23 protein-coding genes and 1 tRNA gene are annotated in these 18787 nt (G+C 69.6%); 21 read left to right on the top strand and 3 right to left on the bottom strand.

Going from position 1 to position 18787, the window contains the following annotated elements; all coding sequences use genetic code 11:
* Window positions 1–23 precede the first annotated feature (23 nt).
* A tRNA-Lys gene (locus QTQ03_RS25520) sits at window positions 24–99 on the bottom strand.
* A gap of 186 nt (window positions 100–285) precedes the next feature.
* Between QTQ03_RS25520 and QTQ03_RS25515 the strand changes: the two genes are divergently transcribed.
* Entirely contained in the window at window positions 286–1533 is a 1248-nt protein-coding gene (locus QTQ03_RS25515; RefSeq protein ID WP_289280267.1) for a L,D-transpeptidase, read from the top strand.
* Window positions 1534–1682: 149 nt separating this feature from the next.
* Entirely contained in the window at window positions 1683–2957 is a 1275-nt protein-coding gene (locus QTQ03_RS25510) for a L,D-transpeptidase (protein WP_289280266.1), read from the top strand.
* A 436-nt stretch (window positions 2958–3393) separates the two neighbouring features.
* Here QTQ03_RS25510 and QTQ03_RS25505 read toward each other — a convergent pair whose 3' ends face one another.
* Both QTQ03_RS25505 and QTQ03_RS25500 read right to left on the bottom strand, forming a co-directional pair.
* Window positions 3394–4605: a tyrosine-type recombinase/integrase gene (locus QTQ03_RS25505; protein WP_289280265.1), complete on the bottom strand. Its 1212-nt coding sequence runs from the start codon at window positions 4603–4605 to the stop codon at window positions 3394–3396.
* Window positions 4606–4614: 9 nt separating this feature from the next.
* Window positions 4615–5025, bottom strand: a complete 411-nt coding sequence (locus QTQ03_RS25500; RefSeq protein ID WP_289280264.1) for a helix-turn-helix domain-containing protein — start codon at window positions 5023–5025, stop codon at window positions 4615–4617.
* Between the two features lie 146 nt (window positions 5026–5171).
* Here QTQ03_RS25500 and QTQ03_RS25495 point away from each other — a divergent pair, with 146 nt between their 5' ends.
* The 19 genes from QTQ03_RS25495 to QTQ03_RS25405 all read left to right on the top strand — a co-directional run bounded on the left by QTQ03_RS25495 (window position 5172) and on the right by QTQ03_RS25405 (window position 18736).
* Window positions 5172–5414 carry a helix-turn-helix domain-containing protein gene (locus tag QTQ03_RS25495; protein ID WP_289280263.1) on the top strand — a complete coding sequence of 81 codons (243 nt, stop codon included), beginning with the start codon at window positions 5172–5174 and terminating at the stop codon, window positions 5412–5414.
* Window positions 5411–5629, top strand: coding sequence for a hypothetical protein (locus QTQ03_RS25490; protein WP_289280262.1), 219 nt, complete (start codon window positions 5411–5413; stop codon window positions 5627–5629). The genes QTQ03_RS25495 and QTQ03_RS25490 overlap by 4 nt, the downstream gene beginning before the upstream one ends.
* A 15-nt stretch (window positions 5630–5644) precedes the next feature.
* Complete coding sequence (locus tag QTQ03_RS25485) at window positions 5645–6388, top strand: phage antirepressor N-terminal domain-containing protein (RefSeq protein ID WP_289280261.1); 744 nt, start codon at window positions 5645–5647, stop codon at window positions 6386–6388.
* Window positions 6389–6462: 74 nt separating this feature from the next.
* The gene (locus QTQ03_RS25480; protein ID WP_289280260.1) at window positions 6463–6981 is read left to right on the top strand and encodes a hypothetical protein; all 519 of its coding nucleotides are present in this window, start codon (window positions 6463–6465) and stop codon (window positions 6979–6981) included.
* A complete protein-coding gene (locus QTQ03_RS25475) occupies window positions 6978–7172 on the top strand; it encodes a hypothetical protein (protein WP_289280259.1) in 195 nt (64 codons plus the stop codon). Before QTQ03_RS25480 ends, QTQ03_RS25475 begins: the two co-directional genes overlap by 4 nt.
* Complete coding sequence (locus QTQ03_RS25470) at window positions 7169–7417, top strand: hypothetical protein (RefSeq protein WP_289278827.1); 249 nt, start codon at window positions 7169–7171, stop codon at window positions 7415–7417. The genes QTQ03_RS25475 and QTQ03_RS25470 overlap by 4 nt, the downstream gene beginning before the upstream one ends.
* On the top strand, window positions 7414–7623 hold the full coding sequence (locus QTQ03_RS25465; protein ID WP_289278828.1) for a hypothetical protein: 210 nt from the start codon (window positions 7414–7416) through the stop codon (window positions 7621–7623). Before QTQ03_RS25470 ends, QTQ03_RS25465 begins: the two co-directional genes overlap by 4 nt.
* Window positions 7623–7856, top strand: coding sequence for a hypothetical protein (locus tag QTQ03_RS25460; RefSeq protein ID WP_289278829.1), 234 nt, complete (start codon window positions 7623–7625; stop codon window positions 7854–7856). Before QTQ03_RS25465 ends, QTQ03_RS25460 begins: the two co-directional genes overlap by 1 nt.
* The gene (locus QTQ03_RS25455; protein ID WP_289278830.1) at window positions 7853–8089 is read left to right on the top strand and encodes a hypothetical protein; all 237 of its coding nucleotides are present in this window, start codon (window positions 7853–7855) and stop codon (window positions 8087–8089) included. The genes QTQ03_RS25460 and QTQ03_RS25455 overlap by 4 nt, the downstream gene beginning before the upstream one ends.
* Complete coding sequence (locus tag QTQ03_RS25450) at window positions 8086–8811, top strand: hypothetical protein (protein ID WP_289280258.1); 726 nt, start codon at window positions 8086–8088, stop codon at window positions 8809–8811. The genes QTQ03_RS25455 and QTQ03_RS25450 overlap by 4 nt, the downstream gene beginning before the upstream one ends.
* Window positions 8808–9155: a hypothetical protein gene (locus QTQ03_RS25445; protein WP_289280257.1), complete on the top strand. Its 348-nt coding sequence runs from the start codon at window positions 8808–8810 to the stop codon at window positions 9153–9155. The genes QTQ03_RS25450 and QTQ03_RS25445 overlap by 4 nt, the downstream gene beginning before the upstream one ends.
* Window positions 9152–9478 carry a hypothetical protein gene (locus tag QTQ03_RS25440; protein WP_289280256.1) on the top strand — a complete coding sequence of 109 codons (327 nt, stop codon included), beginning with the start codon at window positions 9152–9154 and terminating at the stop codon, window positions 9476–9478. Before QTQ03_RS25445 ends, QTQ03_RS25440 begins: the two co-directional genes overlap by 4 nt.
* Window positions 9479–9485: 7 nt before the next feature.
* Window positions 9486–9776 carry a WhiB family transcriptional regulator gene (locus tag QTQ03_RS25435; RefSeq protein WP_289280983.1) on the top strand — a complete coding sequence of 97 codons (291 nt, stop codon included), beginning with the start codon at window positions 9486–9488 and terminating at the stop codon, window positions 9774–9776.
* Between the two features lie 153 nt (window positions 9777–9929).
* Entirely contained in the window at window positions 9930–10709 is a 780-nt protein-coding gene (locus QTQ03_RS25430; RefSeq protein WP_289280255.1) for a hypothetical protein, read from the top strand.
* 15 nt (window positions 10710–10724) lie between these two features.
* On the top strand, window positions 10725–11489 hold the full coding sequence (locus tag QTQ03_RS25425) for a hypothetical protein (protein WP_289280254.1): 765 nt from the start codon (window positions 10725–10727) through the stop codon (window positions 11487–11489).
* A 92-nt stretch (window positions 11490–11581) separates the two neighbouring features.
* Window positions 11582–13360 (top strand): DEAD/DEAH box helicase, encoded by a 1779-nt coding sequence (locus QTQ03_RS25420; protein WP_289280253.1) that lies wholly within the window; start codon window positions 11582–11584, stop codon window positions 13358–13360.
* Entirely contained in the window at window positions 13360–13857 is a 498-nt protein-coding gene (locus QTQ03_RS25415) for a hypothetical protein (RefSeq protein ID WP_289280252.1), read from the top strand. The genes QTQ03_RS25420 and QTQ03_RS25415 overlap by 1 nt, the downstream gene beginning before the upstream one ends.
* The gene (locus tag QTQ03_RS25410) at window positions 13854–14081 is read left to right on the top strand and encodes a DNA cytosine methyltransferase (RefSeq protein ID WP_289280251.1); all 228 of its coding nucleotides are present in this window, start codon (window positions 13854–13856) and stop codon (window positions 14079–14081) included. Before QTQ03_RS25415 ends, QTQ03_RS25410 begins: the two co-directional genes overlap by 4 nt.
* A complete protein-coding gene (locus tag QTQ03_RS25405) occupies window positions 14078–18736 on the top strand; it encodes a DNA polymerase (RefSeq protein ID WP_289280250.1) in 4659 nt (1552 codons plus the stop codon). Before QTQ03_RS25410 ends, QTQ03_RS25405 begins: the two co-directional genes overlap by 4 nt.
* The last annotated feature ends 51 nt before the right edge of the window (window positions 18737–18787 follow it).

The raw sequence follows: 18787 nt of genomic DNA, 5'->3' as shown, positions 1-18787 counted from the left end.
CACCAGGTCAGGGCTTTGCTCGTTGGTGCGCCGCCAGGGACTCGAACCCCGAACCCGCGGATTAAGAGTCCGCTGCTCTGCCAGTTGAGCTAGCGGCGCTCGCTGACAACGGGGGAAACACTAGCACGCACCGTCAGTCAGGTTCCAATCCGATCCCTGGTCCACCCTACGGTCGAGCTTATCGGATGAAAAGGGTGAAACGACCACCGGAGGTAGGGCCGGGCCCGTACGGGATGGCGGCGATGCGGCACGATGTCCGCCAGCTACGTGAGAACAGGGGTGGGGATGGGCAGGTTCGCGGGGGCCGGGGCGGTGCTGGGCGTCCTCAGCCTGATGGCGTCGCTGGGGCTGACCGGGTGCGGCGGCGATCGAGAGCAGGCGCGGTTCGTCGAAGGTGGTTCGCCGACTGCGAGAACCACGTCGGACGCACCGGCGGAGGTGAGTGGCCCACCGTTGACCGTCAGCCCGACCGACGGGGCGACGAACCGGCCGGTCAGCGCGGAGATCGGCGCCACGCTGCCGGACGGTACGACGGTGTCCGGTGTCACCCTCACCGCCGACGACGGGAAGCAGGTCGAGGGTCGGCTCCGCGCCGACGGCTCGTCGTGGGTGCCGTCGGCGCCGTTGGAGTACGGCACCCGCTACACCGCGACCGTCACCGCGACGGCCGCCGACGGCGGCACCAGCGAGGGCAGCAGCAGCTTCACGACGATGGCGAAACCAAAGTCGATGATCAGCTCCGGCCTCTACCTTTTCGACGACAAGGTCTACGGCGTGGCGATGCCGGTGGTCGTCGAGTTCCACCCCGGCATCCCGAAGAAGGACCGGGCTGCGGTGCAGAAGCGCATGTTCGTGCAGACCGACCCGCCACAGCCGGGTGCCTGGCACTGGCTCGGTGGCGGTACGCAGGCCTACTACCGCGCCCCGAAGTACTGGAAGCCGGGCACCACGCTCAGCGTCCGCATCGCCCTGGCGGGCATTCCGCTGAGCAACGGCCGGCACGGCAACGTCGACCGGGCCGCCACCGTGAAGATCGGAAGCGCCTTCGAGATGAAGGTCGACAATGCCGCCAAGAAGATGACGGTGTACGAGAACGGGCAGGTCATCCGCACCCTGCCGGTGAGTCTCGGCAAGAAGTCGACGCCGTCCTCCAGCGGCACGATGGTAGTGATGGAGAAGAAGAAGTCCACCGTCTTCGACACCCGGGACGAGCCGGACCCGGAGAACCGCTACGTCACCGAGATCGACTTCGCGCAGCGGCTGACCTGGGGCGGCGAGTACATCCACGCCGCGCCCTGGTCCGAGGGCGACCAGGGGCGCCGGAACGTCTCCCACGGCTGCGTGAACGTGTCGACGGCGCACGCGCGGTGGCTGTTCGGAAAGACGAAGATCGGCGACCCGGTCACGGTGACCGGCACCGAGCGGCGGCTGGCCGCCGGTAACGGCTGGACGGCGTGGAGCCTGAGCTGGCCGGAGTTCGTCAAGGGCAGCGCGCTGCCGGTGCCCGAGGGCGGGGCCAGCCCGACGTTCTGACCGGCGACGGGGCGCGGCATCCGCCCGACGCGGGGCTGGTCGGGGATCGCTTGAGCCCTGTGTTTCGGTTCACCCCGCGCTACGGGTATGTGGCCTGGTGCGTCGGTGAGGGAGGATGGGCAGTCGGTCACCATGAACGTGGGGGAACTATGCGAGTTGTTCAGGACCAGCCGGCCCGGCACGGTGCGCGGCACCGCGCGCTCGTGGCCGGGCTACTCGCCGCGGCGCTGACGCTCACCGCCGCCTGCACGTCCGGCGGGGGCGACGGGTCGTCCGGGTGGCGTGACGGCGACCCGAACACCGCACCTGATCCGAAGGCCGCCGTCACCATCGTCGAACCGGCCGCCGATGCGACGGACGTGCCCGCGTCCACCGGCCTCACCTTCACCACCGAGGAGGCGCTGGAGACCACGGTCGAGCTGAAGGACTCCTCCGGCGAGGCCGTCGAGGGCACGCTGGCCACGGACGGCGCGACCTGGCTGCCAGCCGACACGCTGAAGTACGGCGAGACGTACACGGCGGCCGTGACCGCCACCGGGGACGACGGCCTGCCCGCCACCGCGACCAGCACCTTCACCATCATGGCCGAGCCCGCCAACCAGGTCCGGATCAGCAGTTTCCTCGGTGACGACCAGGTGGTCGGCGTCGGAATGCCGCTGGTCGTGAAGTTCGGGCGGGCGATCCCGGAGGACTACCGGGACGATCTACAGCGCCGGATGACCGTCACGTCCACGCCGGCGCAGGAGGGCATCTGGCACTGGGTCAGCCCGACCGAGGTCCGGTACCGCCCGAAGGAGTTCTGGAGGGCGAACAGCACCGTCTCCTACCGGGTCCAGGCTGGCGGCCTACCCCTCGGCGACGGGTGGTACGGCCGGAACGACCTCACCGTCGACATCAGGATCGGCCCTTCGTTGATCATGAAGGTCGACAACAAGACCAAACGGATGACCGTCACCAAGGATGGCTCGGTGGTCAAGACCATCCCGGTCAGCCTGGGCAAGAAGTCCACCCCGTCATCGAGCGGCACCATGGTGGTGATGGAGAAGCTGCGCAAGACGGTCTTCGACACCTTCGAGGAACTGGGCCCCGAGGACGGCTACCGCACCAAGATCGACTACGCGCAGCGGCTCACCTGGGGCGGCGAGTTCATCCACGCCGCGCCGTGGTCCGAGGGCCAGCAGGGCAGCGTGAACGTCTCCCACGGCTGCGTGAACGTCTCGATGACCAACGGCGCGTGGCTGTTCAGCAACACCCGAATCGGGGACCCGATCACCGTCAAGGGAACCGAGCGCAAGCTCCAGAACGGGAACGGCTGGACCGACTGGAACATGAGTTGGGCGGAGTACGTCAAGGGCAGTGCCCTGCCGTACGAGCCGCCGGCGGCCGACGACGACGCCGATCCGGGGGTCAGCCCGACTCCCTGACATTCCCGAGGATCTCCGTAGCGTCGTACGAGGTGCCGCGCCGGTAGGGTCCGACGGCGCCGACCAGCAATGAGAACGCCGCTGCTGGCGTTCTGCGGGGCCTCTGACGCAAGCCTGCCCTCGCCCCGCCTGGCCTCACGGCCAGGCGGGGTATCCCGTCGTTTCCACGGTTGGTCGAGGAGGCAGGGCGGCAACGCTACGCGGAGGGGTACACCGACAGGATCATGCGACGCAGAGCCAGCGACCGGAGCTGAGTTTCCCCAGAATTGCCCCTCCTGCAGGTCAGGCCCCCTCGTTCGAGGGGGCCTGACCTGTCGTGGAGGAGATCCACAAGTGGGGTGACTGATGGGAATTGAACTCGCCTTACGCCCCAGGTCACAGGTCCACGAGTGGCGTGACCTGCGATGGAGGCCCATCGGACCACGTGGAGGCCCATCTAGGCGCACGTCGGTTCCCCTACCTCTCCCCTACGCCTCGCAGCCTCCTGCGACTCCAGATCGTCGGCCGTCTCGTCAGCAATCTCAGCAGCGATGACCGCCGGGTCGACGTGCTCTAGGGCGTCCGCAACCGCGGTAAGAATCCCCGCGTCGACCTGCGGCAACAGGTGTCCGTACAGACCATCGGTGACCGCGATCGACCCGTGCCCGAGCCGCCGGGAGATTGCCGACAATGGCACCGGTGGCCGGGCCGAGATCAACCACGCGGCCTGGGTGTGCCGTAGGTCGTGGATACGCAGCCCGGCTAGCCCGGCCGAGCTGGTCCACTCCAGCCAGCCCCGGCGGAAGTTGCGCGCCCGCACCGGCTTCCCCGTCGGCGTGCCGAAAACCAGGTCGTCTCGGCCCTTGTCGACGACCAGTGGTGCCAGGATCTGCGCAACCTTGGGCGTGAACGTCACCGTGCGCCGACCCCTAACCGTTTTCGGCGTGCCGAAGATCAGCGACCCGTCAGCCATCTCGTGCATCGCCCGTTCCACGGTTAGTTTGCCGTCGAACACGTCGAGGTTCTTGATCTGGAGGCCTGCAGCCTCGCCCCAGCGCAGGCCGGTAGAGATCAGCAGCAACACCAATGGCCGCCAGTGCTCCGGCACGGCAGCGTGCAGCCGACCGGCTTCCGGTTCGGTGAGGAAACGCATCTCCCGCGGCGTGAGCTTCGGCAGTTTCGTGTCTGCACACGGATTGGTGCGGATCTTCCGGGCACGCACAGCGGCGCTCATCATGCTGTGCAGCAGCCCGTGGCAGGACCGCACGGTCTTCGCGGAGATTGGGCGGCGCACCCACTTCCCGGGTCGATCCAGATCGGGCAGACCGGCCATAAGCTTCGTGATCCAAGCCTGAATGACGAGGTTGTCGACCTCATCGAGAGTGAGGTGTCCGAGCAGCGGCACGATGTGCATCCGCACGCGGCTGCCCTCCGATTGCCGGGAAGTCGGCTTAAGGCCGATTTCATGGCCGGGCCACCACTCGGCCACCCACTCGGCCACCGTCAACTTCCCGGCCCGCGGGTCAATGAAGTCGCCACGCAGCCGGTCGGCTTGCAGGGTGGTCAGCCTCTTCTTGGCCGACGTCTTGTTCGGCCAACCCATCTCCAGGGTGACCTTCTTGCCGTCTACGAAGTCACGGATGCGCCAGGTCGGTCCGTTCTTCTCCACCCACACGGGTCAGCCTCGCCGGAACAGGTCGATCATTCGTCGAGTGTCCTCGATCGCGGACGCTCTGTCGCGCTCTCTTCGCTCAAGGATGAGACCAATGATCTTCTCCTTCATGGCGGAAGTGAGACGCGGATCGGTGCGAACCAGCTCCAACTCCTCGTCGACCTCAGGCTCTGGAGCAGCCAACTCTGGCTGTCGACCCCCCAGGACGCCGCCGATACTGCCCGCCTTCCACTGAAGCGCACGCTCGATGCCGGCGTAGTTGAACTCAGCCGTCCGCCGGCTGCCGTTCTCCAGGTACGTCCAGGTAGCCCTGTCGATACCTGCTGCTTGGGCAGCCTTGCTGACGCTCAATCCGAGTTCCATCCGTCTAGACCGAACCAAGCTAGCCAGTCGATCACGCTGCCGCAGCTCATCCATGCTCGGCATTCTGCCAGCGGAATATGGCTGAGAACAGTTGCCAGCACCCCCCAGAACCAGCCGTTCGGCTGATGGTTGCACATGTTAACGGGCGATACCTGCTTACTCCTGTTGACTCTTGCTGACTTCTGGCTAAGGTTGTCTTCATGGACACACCACGGCCCGCAGCTATCGGGATCGACGGCGAGAAGCTCAGAGAGCTTCGCAAGCTCCAGGGCAAGACACTGGGCGAGTTCGCACCGACCTGCGGCATCACCCTCCAGTACCTATCTCAGATCGAGCGTGGCGACCGCCGCCGGGTATCGCCTCCGGTCTACGCCCGGATTTGTGCCGCGCTGAAGCTAACCGGCCCCCGGCAACGCCGAACCCTGCTGAAGGACGCTGCATGAACCGGCACCTGAACCAGGAGGAGCTCGCTGCGTACTTCGGCGTCTCCGAGCGGTTCGTCGAGGTCCGTGTGCAAACGCGGCAGTGGCCGTTCACCCGCCACCCCGAGTCCCGCCTAGTGCGGTTCTCTCCCGCCGACGTGGCCGCGATTGAGGCGGCCGGGCACCAGCCAGCCCTCAACGGACCACTCGCCGAGACACGCAGTCGCGCCGCCTGACCGCAGAGGAGCCCCATGAGCCAGTTGATCCGCATCCCGTTCAACGGTGACGAGATCCTCGCCGTTGACCACAACGGCAAGCCGCACATCGTGCTCCGCCCGGCGCTTGAGCTTCTGGGGATCGACTATGCGACCCAGCTCAGGAAACTGAAGGCCAAGTCCTGGGCGACCGTAGGCACCAGCCCCACGCAAGATCAATACCGCGACATGACCACGGTCGACGTCCGTACCTTCCTGATGCTCCTCGCCACGATCGACGAGAAGCGTGTCGCCGCCCGCATCCGCCCCAAACTCGTCGCCTACCAAAACGAGGTCGCTGACGCCATCGAGGCGTACTGGACCCACGGTGGCGCCATCAACCCCTGCGCCACCGAAGATCAACTCACCCACATCATCGACCGGGCACGGGCACAGGCCACCGTCCTCGCCGAACTGCGAGGCATCGTCGACCCCGCCTGGCTTGAGGCCAAAGCACGCCACGTCGCCGCCCGAGCCCTCGGCGAGGAACCCGACATCGACCCGGCGTCCAGGCCACTGACCGTCGGGGAGTACCTGACGGATCGAGGCGTCACCGGATCGGCTTTGCGATCCCTGTCATCGACGTTCGGTAAGCGGGTGAAAGGCCTGTACCAGCTCAAACACGACACGGGACCGCCGAAGGTCGAGCGGTTCGTGGATGGGGCCCTACGGGCTGTCGCCGGCTACACGGAGCGGGATCGGCCGCTGTTCGACGCTGCCTGGCAGCAAATCGACGCCTGACACAAGACGAGCCCCCACCGCACCACCGGCAGGGGCCCAACACCCGGACCAAACCTGATCACCAAGGAGTCCAGATGCACCAGCAGCCTACCCACCTCAACCCGAACCAGCCGATCACCCTTGACTTCGGTGTCCTCGACATCTCGCCCGCCCAGGTCGCCGCCACCACCGACCTCGACGAGATCCTCGACAGGATCCGCGACGAGCTGAGCTCCGCCGGCTACGACCTCAGCGACATCACGCTGATCATCAGCAGGGACGGACGAGTTGTGGACATCGCTGACAGCGACGACCGCCTTCTCGGCACGGTCACGATCAGCCAGCCGGAACCGGACTACTGGGAGTCCCCCGCCGACCCGGCGGACACTGTGCGCAACCGCCTCGCCACCTACCGGCTACGTGACGCCATCGGGGAAATGACCATCCGCTACGGGTCGTCGCGGCAGGCCGCCGCGTACGCCGAGAGGCGCGCCCGCGACGGGGAGCCCGGCGCGCAGGAGATGTACACCTATTGGCGCCGCGCCGCCAAGCGGCAGTTCGCGGCGATCCAGCGCCTCGCTGACCGGATCACAGCCGAGGACGGTGCCCGGTGAGCCCGGCAGCGGCGGAGGCCATCGTCCTGCGGCACCTCACCCGCGACCTACCCGACCTGTCGGACACCGAACTGGCCGAGGTCGCCGCCGAACACGCCGTGGAAACCGGCCACTACGCCGAGCAGGCCCGCCGTTTGATCGCCGCCGAGCACGCCCGCCGACACCCGCTCACCACCGGAGGCCAGCGATGAGCGCCACCAGCATGACGCACTACCGCATCGTCTTCGATCGCATCGGGCGTACGCGAGATGTGCCGCCGCTCGACGCGCACGCCGTGGATGCCGACCACCTGGCGGAGCAGATCTACCGCTACGCCCGCCGCTTCCTGATCTCCAAGGATGTCGAGGTGTGGGTCGGCATGGACCACATGCGTGGCGGCATCACCTGCGGCTTCAGCAACGGCGGCAGCTTCACAATCGAGGACGGTGCCCGGTGAGCGCCCCGACATGGCCGGCCACGGCCGGACCACACACCGACCTCGTCCGTCTTGCCGAGCTCGTCGCGGACACCGACAACCTGATTGATGCCTGCCGGGCCACGGTGGCTGACGTGGAGGCCGCTATCGGCGCCACGGTGCACCTGCCCCGGCACTGTCCCGGCCTGGAGCCGCTGACCGACCCAGCGCTGCGGGAGGTGGCGTGATGGTCGGCATCGACCGTATCGACGGCGGCACCAACACCGCCCGCCTATCCGCCGCTGAACAGGACCGCATCGCCCGCGAACAGCGGCAGGCACACGCACTCGCCTACCTACGCCGCCGCGGCCTGGACGGGCCCGGTGACATCGCGGAAATCCTCGGCCTGATCGAGCCCGCCAAACCGCGGCGGCAGCGGCCCGCCCGGACGACCGCCAACCCGGGTCAGGCGCGGTCGTGACCGGCCGGCACCGCCCCGACACCGGACCCATCCACGACGGCCCCCGCTGCTGCCGCGGCTGCTGGACCCCACCCGGCCGCACCCACGGCCCCGCCTGCCCCGCCGCCCCCGCACCCCGGCGGCGCCTCACCTACCCCCTGGACGCCCGCGTGTGGACCGGCCTGCTGATCGGCCTACCCATCGGCGTGTGCCTCTACCTACTGATCGCCCTGCTGATCTGGAGCCTCACATGACCATCGACCTGACCGTCATCACCCTCGACAAGGGCGCCCACAACGACCGCGAGGACGGCGTCTGCCTGCTGGAGGCCGTCGCTTGGTTCGCCGGCGAGCCCCACGACGACGCTCCGCGATGCGTGTCCCCGGTGCTGGGGGCGTTCGGCCGCGGCCTGAACGACGTGCTACCCGACGACCAGCGGCAGTCCCTGGTGCCGTTGATCCCGTCCCTGGTCGGTACCAGGAGCGACGGCCTGGATGAGCGCCGCAGCTACATGGCGCTGGACTGGCTGATCCGCACGTACACCCCGGCGTGGCTGGACCTGGCCGGGTTGACGGTGGAGGCGAGTGCGCTGCGGGATCTGCGGCGCATCGTGGACCTGGCTGCCGCGCAGGCCGCCGGGCCGGTCGTTCGGGTCGGCTACGACAAGGCTGCGGCGGCCAGGGATACGGCCAGGGCTGCGACCAGGGATGCGGCCAGGGATGCGGCCAGGGATGCGGCCAGGGATGCGGCCAGGGCTGCGGCCAGGGATGCGGCCGGGGCTGCGGCCGGGACTGCGGCCGGGGCTGCGGCATGGGATGCGGCCGGGGCTGCGGCATGGGATGCGGCCGGGGCTGCGGCATGGGCTGCGGCCGGGGCTGCGGCATGGGGTGCGCTGAAACCGACCGTTGACCAGCTCCAACGCTCCGCTATCGAGTTGTACAGCGCGCTGATCCAGCCGCCGGAGGTGGACCGGTGACCGCCGTCGATGAGCTGACCGCCGCCCTCGAGCTGACCCGCGCCGCCCTCGACGAGGCCAACCGGCGCCGCACCGTCGCCGAAGCCGACAGCGCGGCCCTGACCCGCATCAACCACGGCCTGGCCGGTGAGCGGGACCGCCTCGCCGACCAACTGGACATCGCCCACGCCGCCTGCGACCGGCTGACCCGGCACACCCGCCAATGGCGGCAGGTCGCCGATGGCCTGGCCTGTGAGAACCGGGACCTCCGCGCCCAACGCGACCGGGCGCTCACCACCAGCCAGCAGCTGCGCGTCGGCATCCTCGCCGCCCGCGAAGCCACAGCGAAGGGGACCGAACGGTGACCGCCACACTGCGCGATCAGATCGTCGCCATCGTCTCGCCTCACACCAGCGACTGCCCCGACGCCGACTGCGGCACATGCGACGACGCCGCCCACCGCGCCGACCTGATCCTGACCGCACTCGCCGACTGGCTGACCGAGCCCGGCCACGACTGGCGGCTCGGCCTCGCCCTCGCCGAGGCCGGCGGCGCGGACGGATTCGACGCGGACCGGGCCGTAACCGCCCTGCTCACCGAACTGGGCGACACAATCCGCCCCACCCCGGTCGGCGAGACACGGCCGGGTCTCGCCGACCGGTACGCCACCTTACGCGGAAGAGATTGACATGCGTATGAGGCTCACCACGACTCACCGTAACGACATCTACGACCTTCTCGCCGCCGCCGAGGAGTGGCAGGAACGGGCACAGTGCCCGCAGACCGACCCGGAAGCGTTCTACCCGGACAAGGGCGGCTCGCCCGACGTGGCGAAGCGGGTCTGCCGACGGTGTGAGGTCAGGACCGAGTGCCTCGAATACGCGCTCGACAACGACGAGCGGTACGGCATCTGGGGCGGCCTCTCCGAGCGGGAGCGCCGCAAGCTCAAGCGTCGCACTACGCGGGCTGTGGAGGTTGCGGCATGACCAGCGTCGAGGAGGCGCGCTTCCGCGCCAAGTACCTGATTACCGAGAACGGTTGTTGGGAATGGACTGCCGTATCTGCGCGCGGGCCAGTGCTCAGCACAGTAACTGGGAGCCCCCGGGGGGTGCCTGCTCATGCAGTCGGTAGCTGAATTCATGCGCACCGGACCCACCAGGCTGGAGGGCAACACGTCCTGGGCTGGTCGGTACGCCGCCGAGCTGCGCCGTGTCGTGGTCGAGCAGGCCAACAGCAGTGACCGTAACCTGCAACGGCACCTGGGGCCGTCTGAGCTGGGTTCGCCCTGCGACCGGCAGGTGGTCGGCAAGCTGGCAGGTCTGCCCACCACGAACCACGTAGTGGACCCGTGGGCCAGCGTCATCGGCACCGCGGTACACGCCTGGCTGGCGGACGCGTTCACGGCAGCCAACGCCGGACTTGACTTTCCCCGCTGGTTGGCCGAGCAGAAGGTGACCCCGCACCCGGAGCACCCCGGCACGGCGGATCTGTACGACGCACAGGAAACGGCTGTCGTAGATCACAAGATCCTCGGCCAGTCCTCCATGGCGAAGGTCCGCAGTGCCGCCGGGCCGCCCATTCACTACGTCATTCAGCTCCTGCTCTACGGCAAGGGCTACCGAGTTCTCGGGCTGCCGGTGACGCGCGTCGCGCTGGCCGCCTATCCCCGCACCGCCGCGAGCCTGGACGGCCTCTACGTCTGGGAGCGGGCCACGGGGCCCCAGGACGACGCGCTGCTGGAGGAGGTGTTCCGGCTCACTGACCGCCGCAAGGCCATGGCAGAGGAACTGCTCAGCGGATTGAAGACGCTCACTGACATCCCCAGTACACCTGATGACGACACCTGCTTCTTCTGTCCGTACTTCAGGCCTCAGTCCAAGCGCGACAACGGACCCGGATGCCCCGGGCCGCGCAATTGACCAAGGAGAAATGACATGCAGCCTCAGTACCCAACTCAGCCGATGATGCCGCAGTTCCCGCAGCAGCCCGGCTACCCGCAGGCTCCGGCTCCGCAGGCCCCGGCAGTCTACGGCGGCCCCCAGTACGTCCCGCAGCAACCGCTGCCGCAGGGCACCATCGACGGCTTCTTCGCACAACCGTCCTCGGGTGGTGGTCCGAGTTGGAAGTTCAACGGCAGGCCGATCGGTACCTCGTACGCCGGCATCGTGGCCCGCCCGGTCACCAACGCCGACGTCCGGGCGCAGACGAACAACGCTCGTGTCCCCCAGACCTACAAGGACGGCCGGCCGAAGCTGGTCATGGTCGTGCCGATGCAGGTCCAGCCGTCGCCGGAGTACCCGGATGGCGTGGCCGGCTGGTGGGTGAAGGGCCAGGCGCGTGACGAGCTGGCCCGGGCGATGGCCGAGGCCGGTGCCCCGGCGGGTGCTCCCGAGGCAGGGGCGGCGATCCGGGTCACCCTGACCGGGCAGCGGGCGGTGCCGAACATGAACCCGCAGCTGCTCTACCGGGTGGAGTACGTGCGCCCGACCGGTGCGGCTCCGGCGCCCGCTCCGGCCTACCCCGGCACGGTAATGCAGCCGCCGCCGGGGACTGCTCCGGAGCAACCGGTCCAGCAGCCGATGCCGGAGCCGCCGCAGCAGGCAGCCCCCCAGCAGTCCCCGGCGGCGGCTCCGGCCGGCTTCAACGAGGAACAGGCAGCGCTGTTCGCGAAGCTCACCGGCCAGCCCCCGGCGGCCTGAGCGGGTGACTGTCCGGCCCGGGGTGTCTTCCCCCGCTCCGGGCCGGGCGGTGACCTTCTCCGACCCGCCCTACTCCCACCACGGAGGTGACCGTGACGTACGTAGATCCTCCGTCGGCCGCGCTCCACGGTGAGCTGAGTGCCGACGGTACGCAGATCGTGCTCATCGGCGTCGGCCCCGACCCGGCCATCGCCCAGATGGCGGCCCAGCTCCAGCTCGCCACCCCGCTGATCAAGCCCAGTGACCCGCCGGGCGCGCTCGTGCTCCCGGCGACCTGGGCGGCTGTCGTACAGCTATCCCACCTGTTCGGCACCGCGTGGCGACCCGGCCCCCGACTGCTCACCTGGCTAGCCGAGGAGATGCGACTGCGCACCCGGCCCGGCGCCGAGCTGACCGTGACCCTGCCTGACGGGCTGACCCCGCGCCCGTACCAGGTCGAGGGCGCACGGATGATCGCCAGCCTGGGCCGGGCACTGCTGTTCGACGACCCCGGCGCGGGCAAGACCATCACCACCATCCTCGGACTGCTGGAACGCACCGCCGGCGGTCACCAGGTGGCCCCGGTCGTCGTCATCGCCCCGGCGTCGGTGGTGGACCCGTGGGTCGAGGCGTGGCGCACCTGGGCCCCCGACTGGCGGGTCAACGCCTGGCGTGGCAGCCCGGACCACCGACGGCGGCTCGCGGCCCGGCCGGCCGGAACCGCGGCGCATGTCGTCGTGGCCAGCTACGACACCGCCCGCATGGACGCCGCGAAGGGCAAGCCCCTCGACCGGCTCGGCGCCCGCACCGTGGTGGTCGACGAGTGCCACCTGATCAAGTCCAGCCACGCCGCCCGGTCGATCGCGGCTCGGCGACTGGCCAAGCGAGCGGACAACTTCGTCGCACTGTCCGGTACCCCGATCACCCACCACCCCGGCGACCTCTGGCCGACCCTCGAAGCCCTCGCCCCGCTGGCGTGGCCTTCGGGGGAGCGGTGGAAGGCCCGGTACTGCGTGACCGTCCCCGGCGACTACAGCGCCCGGGTGATCGGGCTCAACACCGCCGCCGAGCCGGAGTTCCGCGTCACCCTTCTCGGCCAGCACCGGCGGGTAGCCAAGGCCGACGTACTCACCCAACTGCCACCGAAGATCTACAGCGTCCGTCAGGTCGAGCTGCCCTGGGCGCACCGCAAGGCGTACGACCAACTGGAGAACCAGATGATCGCGCAACTCCCCGACGGGGAGGAACTGTCGGTCATGTCGGTGCTCGCCCAACTCACCCGGCTGTCCCAGATGGCCAGTGCCGCGGCCGACGTCACGACCACCCGGGAGACCGGAGCGGACGGCGAGGAACACGACCACGTTCAGGTGAGGCTCAAGGCCCCGTCGTGGAAGGTCGACGCGCTACTGGAGGTGCTCGCCGAGCGGCCCAGCTCCCCAGTCGTGGCGTTCGCGCCGAGCCGCCAGCTCATGGCCCTCGCCGGAGAGCAGGCCACCAAGGCGGGGTTGCAGGTCGGCTACGTGATGGGCGGGCAGTCCATGCGCGAGCGCACCAACACCGTCGAGCAGTTCCAGAAAGGCAAGCTCGACCTGCTCTGCGTCACCACCGGCGCCGGCGGCGTGGGCCTGACCCTGACCGCCGCGCGGACCGTGGTGTTTCTCCAGCGCCCCTGGTCGCTCGTCGAGGCGACCCAGGCCGAGGACCGGTGCCACCGCATCGGCTCGGAGATCCACGACTCCATCGAGGTCATCGACGTGGTGGCCACCGACACCATCGACGCCCGAGTCCGCTCGGTGCTGCACGACAAGGCCGGGCAACTGGCCGACCTGCTCAAGGACCAGCGAATCGTCACCCAGCTCCTGGGTGGATCCACCCTTCGAAAGGCAGCGTGATGTACGTCATCGGCATCGATCCGGGCCCCATCACAGGGATCGCTCTCCTCATCACGCAGGGCCCTGCCGTCGGTAGCGCCAACGCTCCCACCAGGTTGTTGGGTGCCGAGGCCCTCCAGGTCACCCACGGCCTGGTCCCGTACGTCCTGGACAGCCTGCTGACCGTCGTGGTGCCCCAGGCCACCGTCGTGGCCGTCGAACGGTTCGTGGTCGGTCCCCGGGCCGCGCGGTCGGCACACGGTGGCTCCGGTGAGGTGACCCGGGAGCTGGTCGGGGTCATCGCGCACTGGGCCAAGCGGAACCAGGTGACGTGCCGGGGGTGGTCCGCCGCCGAGGTGAAGCCCTGGGCCACCGATGGCCGGCTCGACGCCGCCGGGCTGCTGGAGGCGACCAAGGGGATGCGCCACGCCCGCGACGGTGCTCGTCACGCCCTGTACTGCGCTGTCCGGGACTTCGGCCTGGCCGACCCACTGAGCCGCAAGGCCGGTGCCCGGTGAACACCCTCGAACTGTTCGCCGGGATCGGCGGCCTGTCCCTCGGCCTCGAACGCGACGGGATGACCGTCGTCGGCCAGGTGGAGATCAACGAGTTCGGTCGCTCCAGGGGTTCCCGCCGGGTTGGACGCAGCCCGAATCAAAGCTCTCGGCAACGCCGTCGTCCCCGCTGTCGGAGAGCACATCGGCCGCATCGCCATCCGTACGGACCGGAGGCTCGCCCGTGAAGCCGTTCGCTGACACGGTAGCCGACTACTCCCTGGCGGGGTGGCCGTGCATCCTGCCTGTCCCCGGGGCCGCGAAGCACCCGCCGCCCGTCGGGTTCACCGGTGCCGACGGCCGGGACACCGACGCGTCGCAGCTCGTCACCTGGGCCAGCACACACGCCTGGCACTCGATCGCGCTCCGGATGCCCGACGGCGTCATCGGGATCGACGTGGACCACTACGCCAAGGGGTCGGTCGACAAGCGCGGCGGTGACTCCCTGGCCGAGTACGAGCGGCGGTGGGGGCCCCTGCCGGCCACGTGGCGTTCGTCGGCGCGGGAGCTGCCGTCGGGGATCCGGTTCTACCGGGTGCCGGCCGGGCGGTACGCCACCAAGTTGGGCGAGTCCATCGAGATCATCCAGCGGCACCACCGGTACGCGGTGGTCTGGCCGAGCCCGCACCACGAGGTCGGCGCGGACTACCGCTGGTACGACCCGTCCGGCGCGGTGAGCGCGAGCGTGCCGAAGCCGAACGAGCTGCCCGAGCTGCCCGAGGCGTGGGTGGCCGGCCTGCGCGAGGGTGCGACCGAGGCGGGACCGGCGGCGGCCGACATCGGGCGGGGGCAGGTACTGCTGTCCGCTCTGCTGGCCGACCTGCGCGAGCCGTGCGCGGAGGTGACTGACGCCGCCCGCAAGGCTGAGTCTGAGCTGACAGCAGCCTCGTCGGGCAGCCGACACGACACGGCCACCGGACGGGCACACCACCTCGTGCAGCTCGGCGCGACCGGGCACCCCGGGGTGGGTCAGGCCCTCGCCGCTCTCCGCGAGCAGTGGGAGCAGCTCACCGCAGGCGAGGGGCGTGACGACGAGTTCGAGCGGATGCTGCTCACCTCCGCCCGCAAGGCCGTCACGGTCGTCGGCAGTCGGCCGGTAGACCGGGACCCGTGCTTCGCTGTCGGATCGATCCCGGTGGCCGCTCCGGCGCCGGTGGACAACCGGACCCCTGGCGACCAGCCTGGGTACGACGTGCCCGAGCCGATCGAGCCCGAGCGCGAGCTGCACCCCTTCGAGATCATCGGCGCCCACGAGTTCAACCCGCACGGGTTCCTCGACCAGACGCTGGCCGACGCGGTGCTGGAGCGCACCCAGCCGGTGCTGCGGTACGCCCACGACGCCCGGGTGTGGCTGCTGCGCGGACCGGACGTGTGGGACGTCCGCCCGGAGCTGTCCGGCTGGGCCGTGGCCCTGCTCGCCGACCGGACGCCCCAGGGCGACCCGGAGGCCGAGAAGGGCAGTGAGGCGCGCGACCAGGCCGAGCGGCGCAAGAAGTTCATGACCGCCTCGGCCAGCCGGGGGATCGCTGCCAAGATGCGCGACCGGGTGGCCGGCGGCGTGCACCCCAACGCCCTCAAGCTCGGCAAGCTCGACCGGGAGCCCTGGCTGCTGTGGGCCGGCGGGGTGGCGTGGGACCTGCGTGCCAGCCTCGACGCCCCCCGGCCGGCGTGGGTGGACCCGGCCACCCCGCACCTGCACAGCGCGGCGGTGGCCCCGGATCTGCGGCCCACGCCGCTGTGGGACGCGTTCCTGGAGGCGGTGTGGCCGGATCCCGAGTTGCGCGCGTGGGCGCTGCGGGTGCTGTCGGTGACCGTAACCGGCTACAGCGACAAGGTGTTGCCGATCATGATCGGCGAGAAGGACCGAGGTAAGACGCAGGTCGTCGCTCTGATCATGTCGGTGCTCGGCACCTACGCCCACGCGGCCGACGCCCGGCTGCTCGGCGGGGTGGACAAGGCCCACGCCAGCATCATCTACGCCCTGATGGGTCGACGGCTGTCCTTCATCGACGAAGGCCCCCGCGAGGGCCGGCTGGGTCAGGAACGCCTCAAGCAGCTCACCGGCGGGGGCGAGCTGACCGGTAACGCGATGAACCAGAACCCGGTCACCTGGTCGCCCACGCACACGCTGGTGCTCACCGCCAACGACGAGCCCCTGCTGACTGACCCTGCTGTGCGGAGCCGGGTCCGGCTGATCCCCTGCGAGGGCGACCCGGAGCAGGTCATCGCCGCCCGCGCCGCGATCGGGCATCCCAGCGGAAAGTCATGGCGGGCCGAGGCGCCCGGGGTGCTGGCCCAGATGGTCCGTGAGGCCGCGCGGTGGTTGGCGGATCCGTCCAGCGCACTGACGGCGGCTGCCCCTGAGGCGTACCGGTTCCGTGCCGAGGAGATCGCGGCTGAGCAGGACCCGATCGCCACGTGGCTCGACGAGGAGACCGAGCCCGACGAGTACGGCGAGCGCAGCCGGGCCCTCTACGAGGCGTTCGTGGTGTGGTCGAGGGTCGGCAAGCCAGCCGGCTGGAACACCACGAGCGAGACGAAGTGGGGCCGCGAGCTGACCCGGCGGGGATTCCCGTCTTGGCACACAGAGAACGGGAAGCGACGCCCGCTGCGCCTGCGGCAGCACGGGGGAGGGTGGCTGCCGACGGCTGGACCAGTGCCAGCAGGTACCCAGAGCAACCCAACAGCCAAACCCACCAACCCGTCAGGGTCAGCCCCCTCCGCCTCGCCTCAGCGCCCTGCGCCTGACGGGTTGGTGGGTTTGGCTGACGGGTCTATGACGGGTTCGCTCAGTGACCCGTCAGGTGTGGAACCCGAGGTCAGGACCGAAATCAACACCCGACCTGACGGGTTGACGGGTTTATACCCCTCTACAGCTACACACGCGCGCACACACGCACAGGAGAGCGCAGGGGGAGACACCCCCTCAACCCTTCAGCCCGTCAGCACACTCACCCCGACCAAGATCACCAAGGCTGCGCAGAAGGAGGCGGAGCGAGCCAGGGCACGGCGGGACGCCGCAGGCGAGGTTGTTCCGCTCCCGGCGGCCGTGGGGCGTGACGGAGCAGTCACCGGGCTGACGCTGGCCGCCGCCGACGAGGCGGTCACGTCCGCGCTGACGCGTTCCGGTGCGCTGACCGTGGACGTGGAGACCTCCGGTTACCCGGTCGGGCACGCCGACTACGCGCTGCGCACCGTGCAGCTCGGCGACGACCTGGCCGCCGTGGTGCTCGATCCGGCTGACCCGGCTCAGGCCGAGGTGATCCGGACCGCGCTCGCCTCGGCGCCACGACTGCACGCGCACTCAGCCACGGCCGACCTGGTCCCGCTGGCCGCTGCCGGCCTCACCGACGAGTCCGCCTGGGACCGGATGCACGACACAGTCATCCCCGCCAAGCTGGCCGACCCGACCAGCACGGGGAGCGACCCGGGACTCAAGCAACTCGCCGGAACGGTTCTCGCCGGCCAGGCGACCGCACCGGACGCCGACAAGGCGCGCGCCCACCTGTTCAAGGTCAACGGCTGGCTCACCGACACGAAGCCCCTGACCCCGGTCGAGCGATCGGGCTGGGCCCAGGTCGACTCGACGTGCGCCACCATGCTGCGCTACGCAGCCTCCGACGTCCTCGACACCGCTGCCCTGGCCACCCGGCTGCCGCAACTGCCCGCCGAGGTGGTGGAGCGGGAGCGGACCGTGCAGCGGATCACCGCTCGGGTCGCCCACCGGGGTCTGCGGGTGGACCGGGAGCAGGTGTCCCGCCTGGAGGCCGAGCACACCCCGGCCATGGCCGCCGCCGCCGAGCGGGTTCGCGTGCTCGGGGTGGAGAACCCCGGCAGTGACCGGCAACTTGCCGAGCGACTGACCGAGTTGGGCGTCATCCTGCCCCGCACCCAGCCGAGCAGCCGTCACCCCGACGGGCAGGCCAGTGTCGCGGCGGGCGTCCTTGACGGGCTGAAGTCGGCTGAAGGCGCCGCCGGTGACCTGATCAAGTCGGTGCTCGACTACCGGCACCACGAGACGGTGCTCACCACGTTCCTCGAGCCGTATCGGGTGCTGTGCGAGAGCGGCGACGGCCGGGCCCGGCCCACCGTCTACACCCTCGGCACCGACACCGGCCGCATGTCGTGCGTGCGACCGAACCTACAGCAGCTGCCCCGCCAAGGCGGCGTGCGGGCGTGCATCACCGCCGACCCCGGCCACGTCCTGGTCTCGGCTGACTTCTCCGGCGTGGAGATCCGGGTCATGGCCGCGCTCTCACAGGACCCAACCCTGATCAAGATCCTTGCTGAGGGTGCCGACTTGCACGCCATGGTCGCGGAGCAGGCGTTCGGCCCGGGGTGGACCAAGTCCGACCGCTACACCGCCAAGCGGGGCGTGTTCGGCTGGGCGTACGGCGGCGGGATCCCCAGCCTCGCCCGGCAGCTCGGTGTCTCCGAGTCCGTCATGGCCGCGATCGTCGACTCCCTACGCCTGGTGGCACCCACCTATGTCGAGTGGGCCGACGCGGTAAAGCGGCAGGTGCGCTCCGGCGCCACCCAGATGCCCACCTACGCCGGCCGGGTCATCCACCTACCGCGCGAATACCCGCATAAGGCACCGAACTACTGCATCCAGGGCACAGCAAGAGAGCTTTTAGTCGACAGTCTTTTGCAATGGGACAAGACGACATGGGCGGGGTCCACGGTGCTGCCGGTGCACGACGAGATCGTGGCGACGGTGCCGGCAGCGGACGCGGAGGAAGCGACGGCGGAGTTGGTTTGCTGCATGACGCGGACGCTCTTCGGGATCCAGATCGTGGCCGAAGCGAGTGAGCCGTCATTCGCGTGGCGAGACTCGGCGTAGACCGATACGTAGAGACGGGGTGTGAGAAGCAGACAACGTCGATCAGATTCG

Source organism: Micromonospora sp. WMMA1363 (assembly GCF_030345795.1).
GTDB lineage: Bacteria > Actinomycetota > Actinomycetes > Mycobacteriales > Micromonosporaceae > Micromonospora.
Note: the sequence above shows the minus strand (reverse complement) of the source record. Positions and strands in the feature narration are given on the sequence as shown.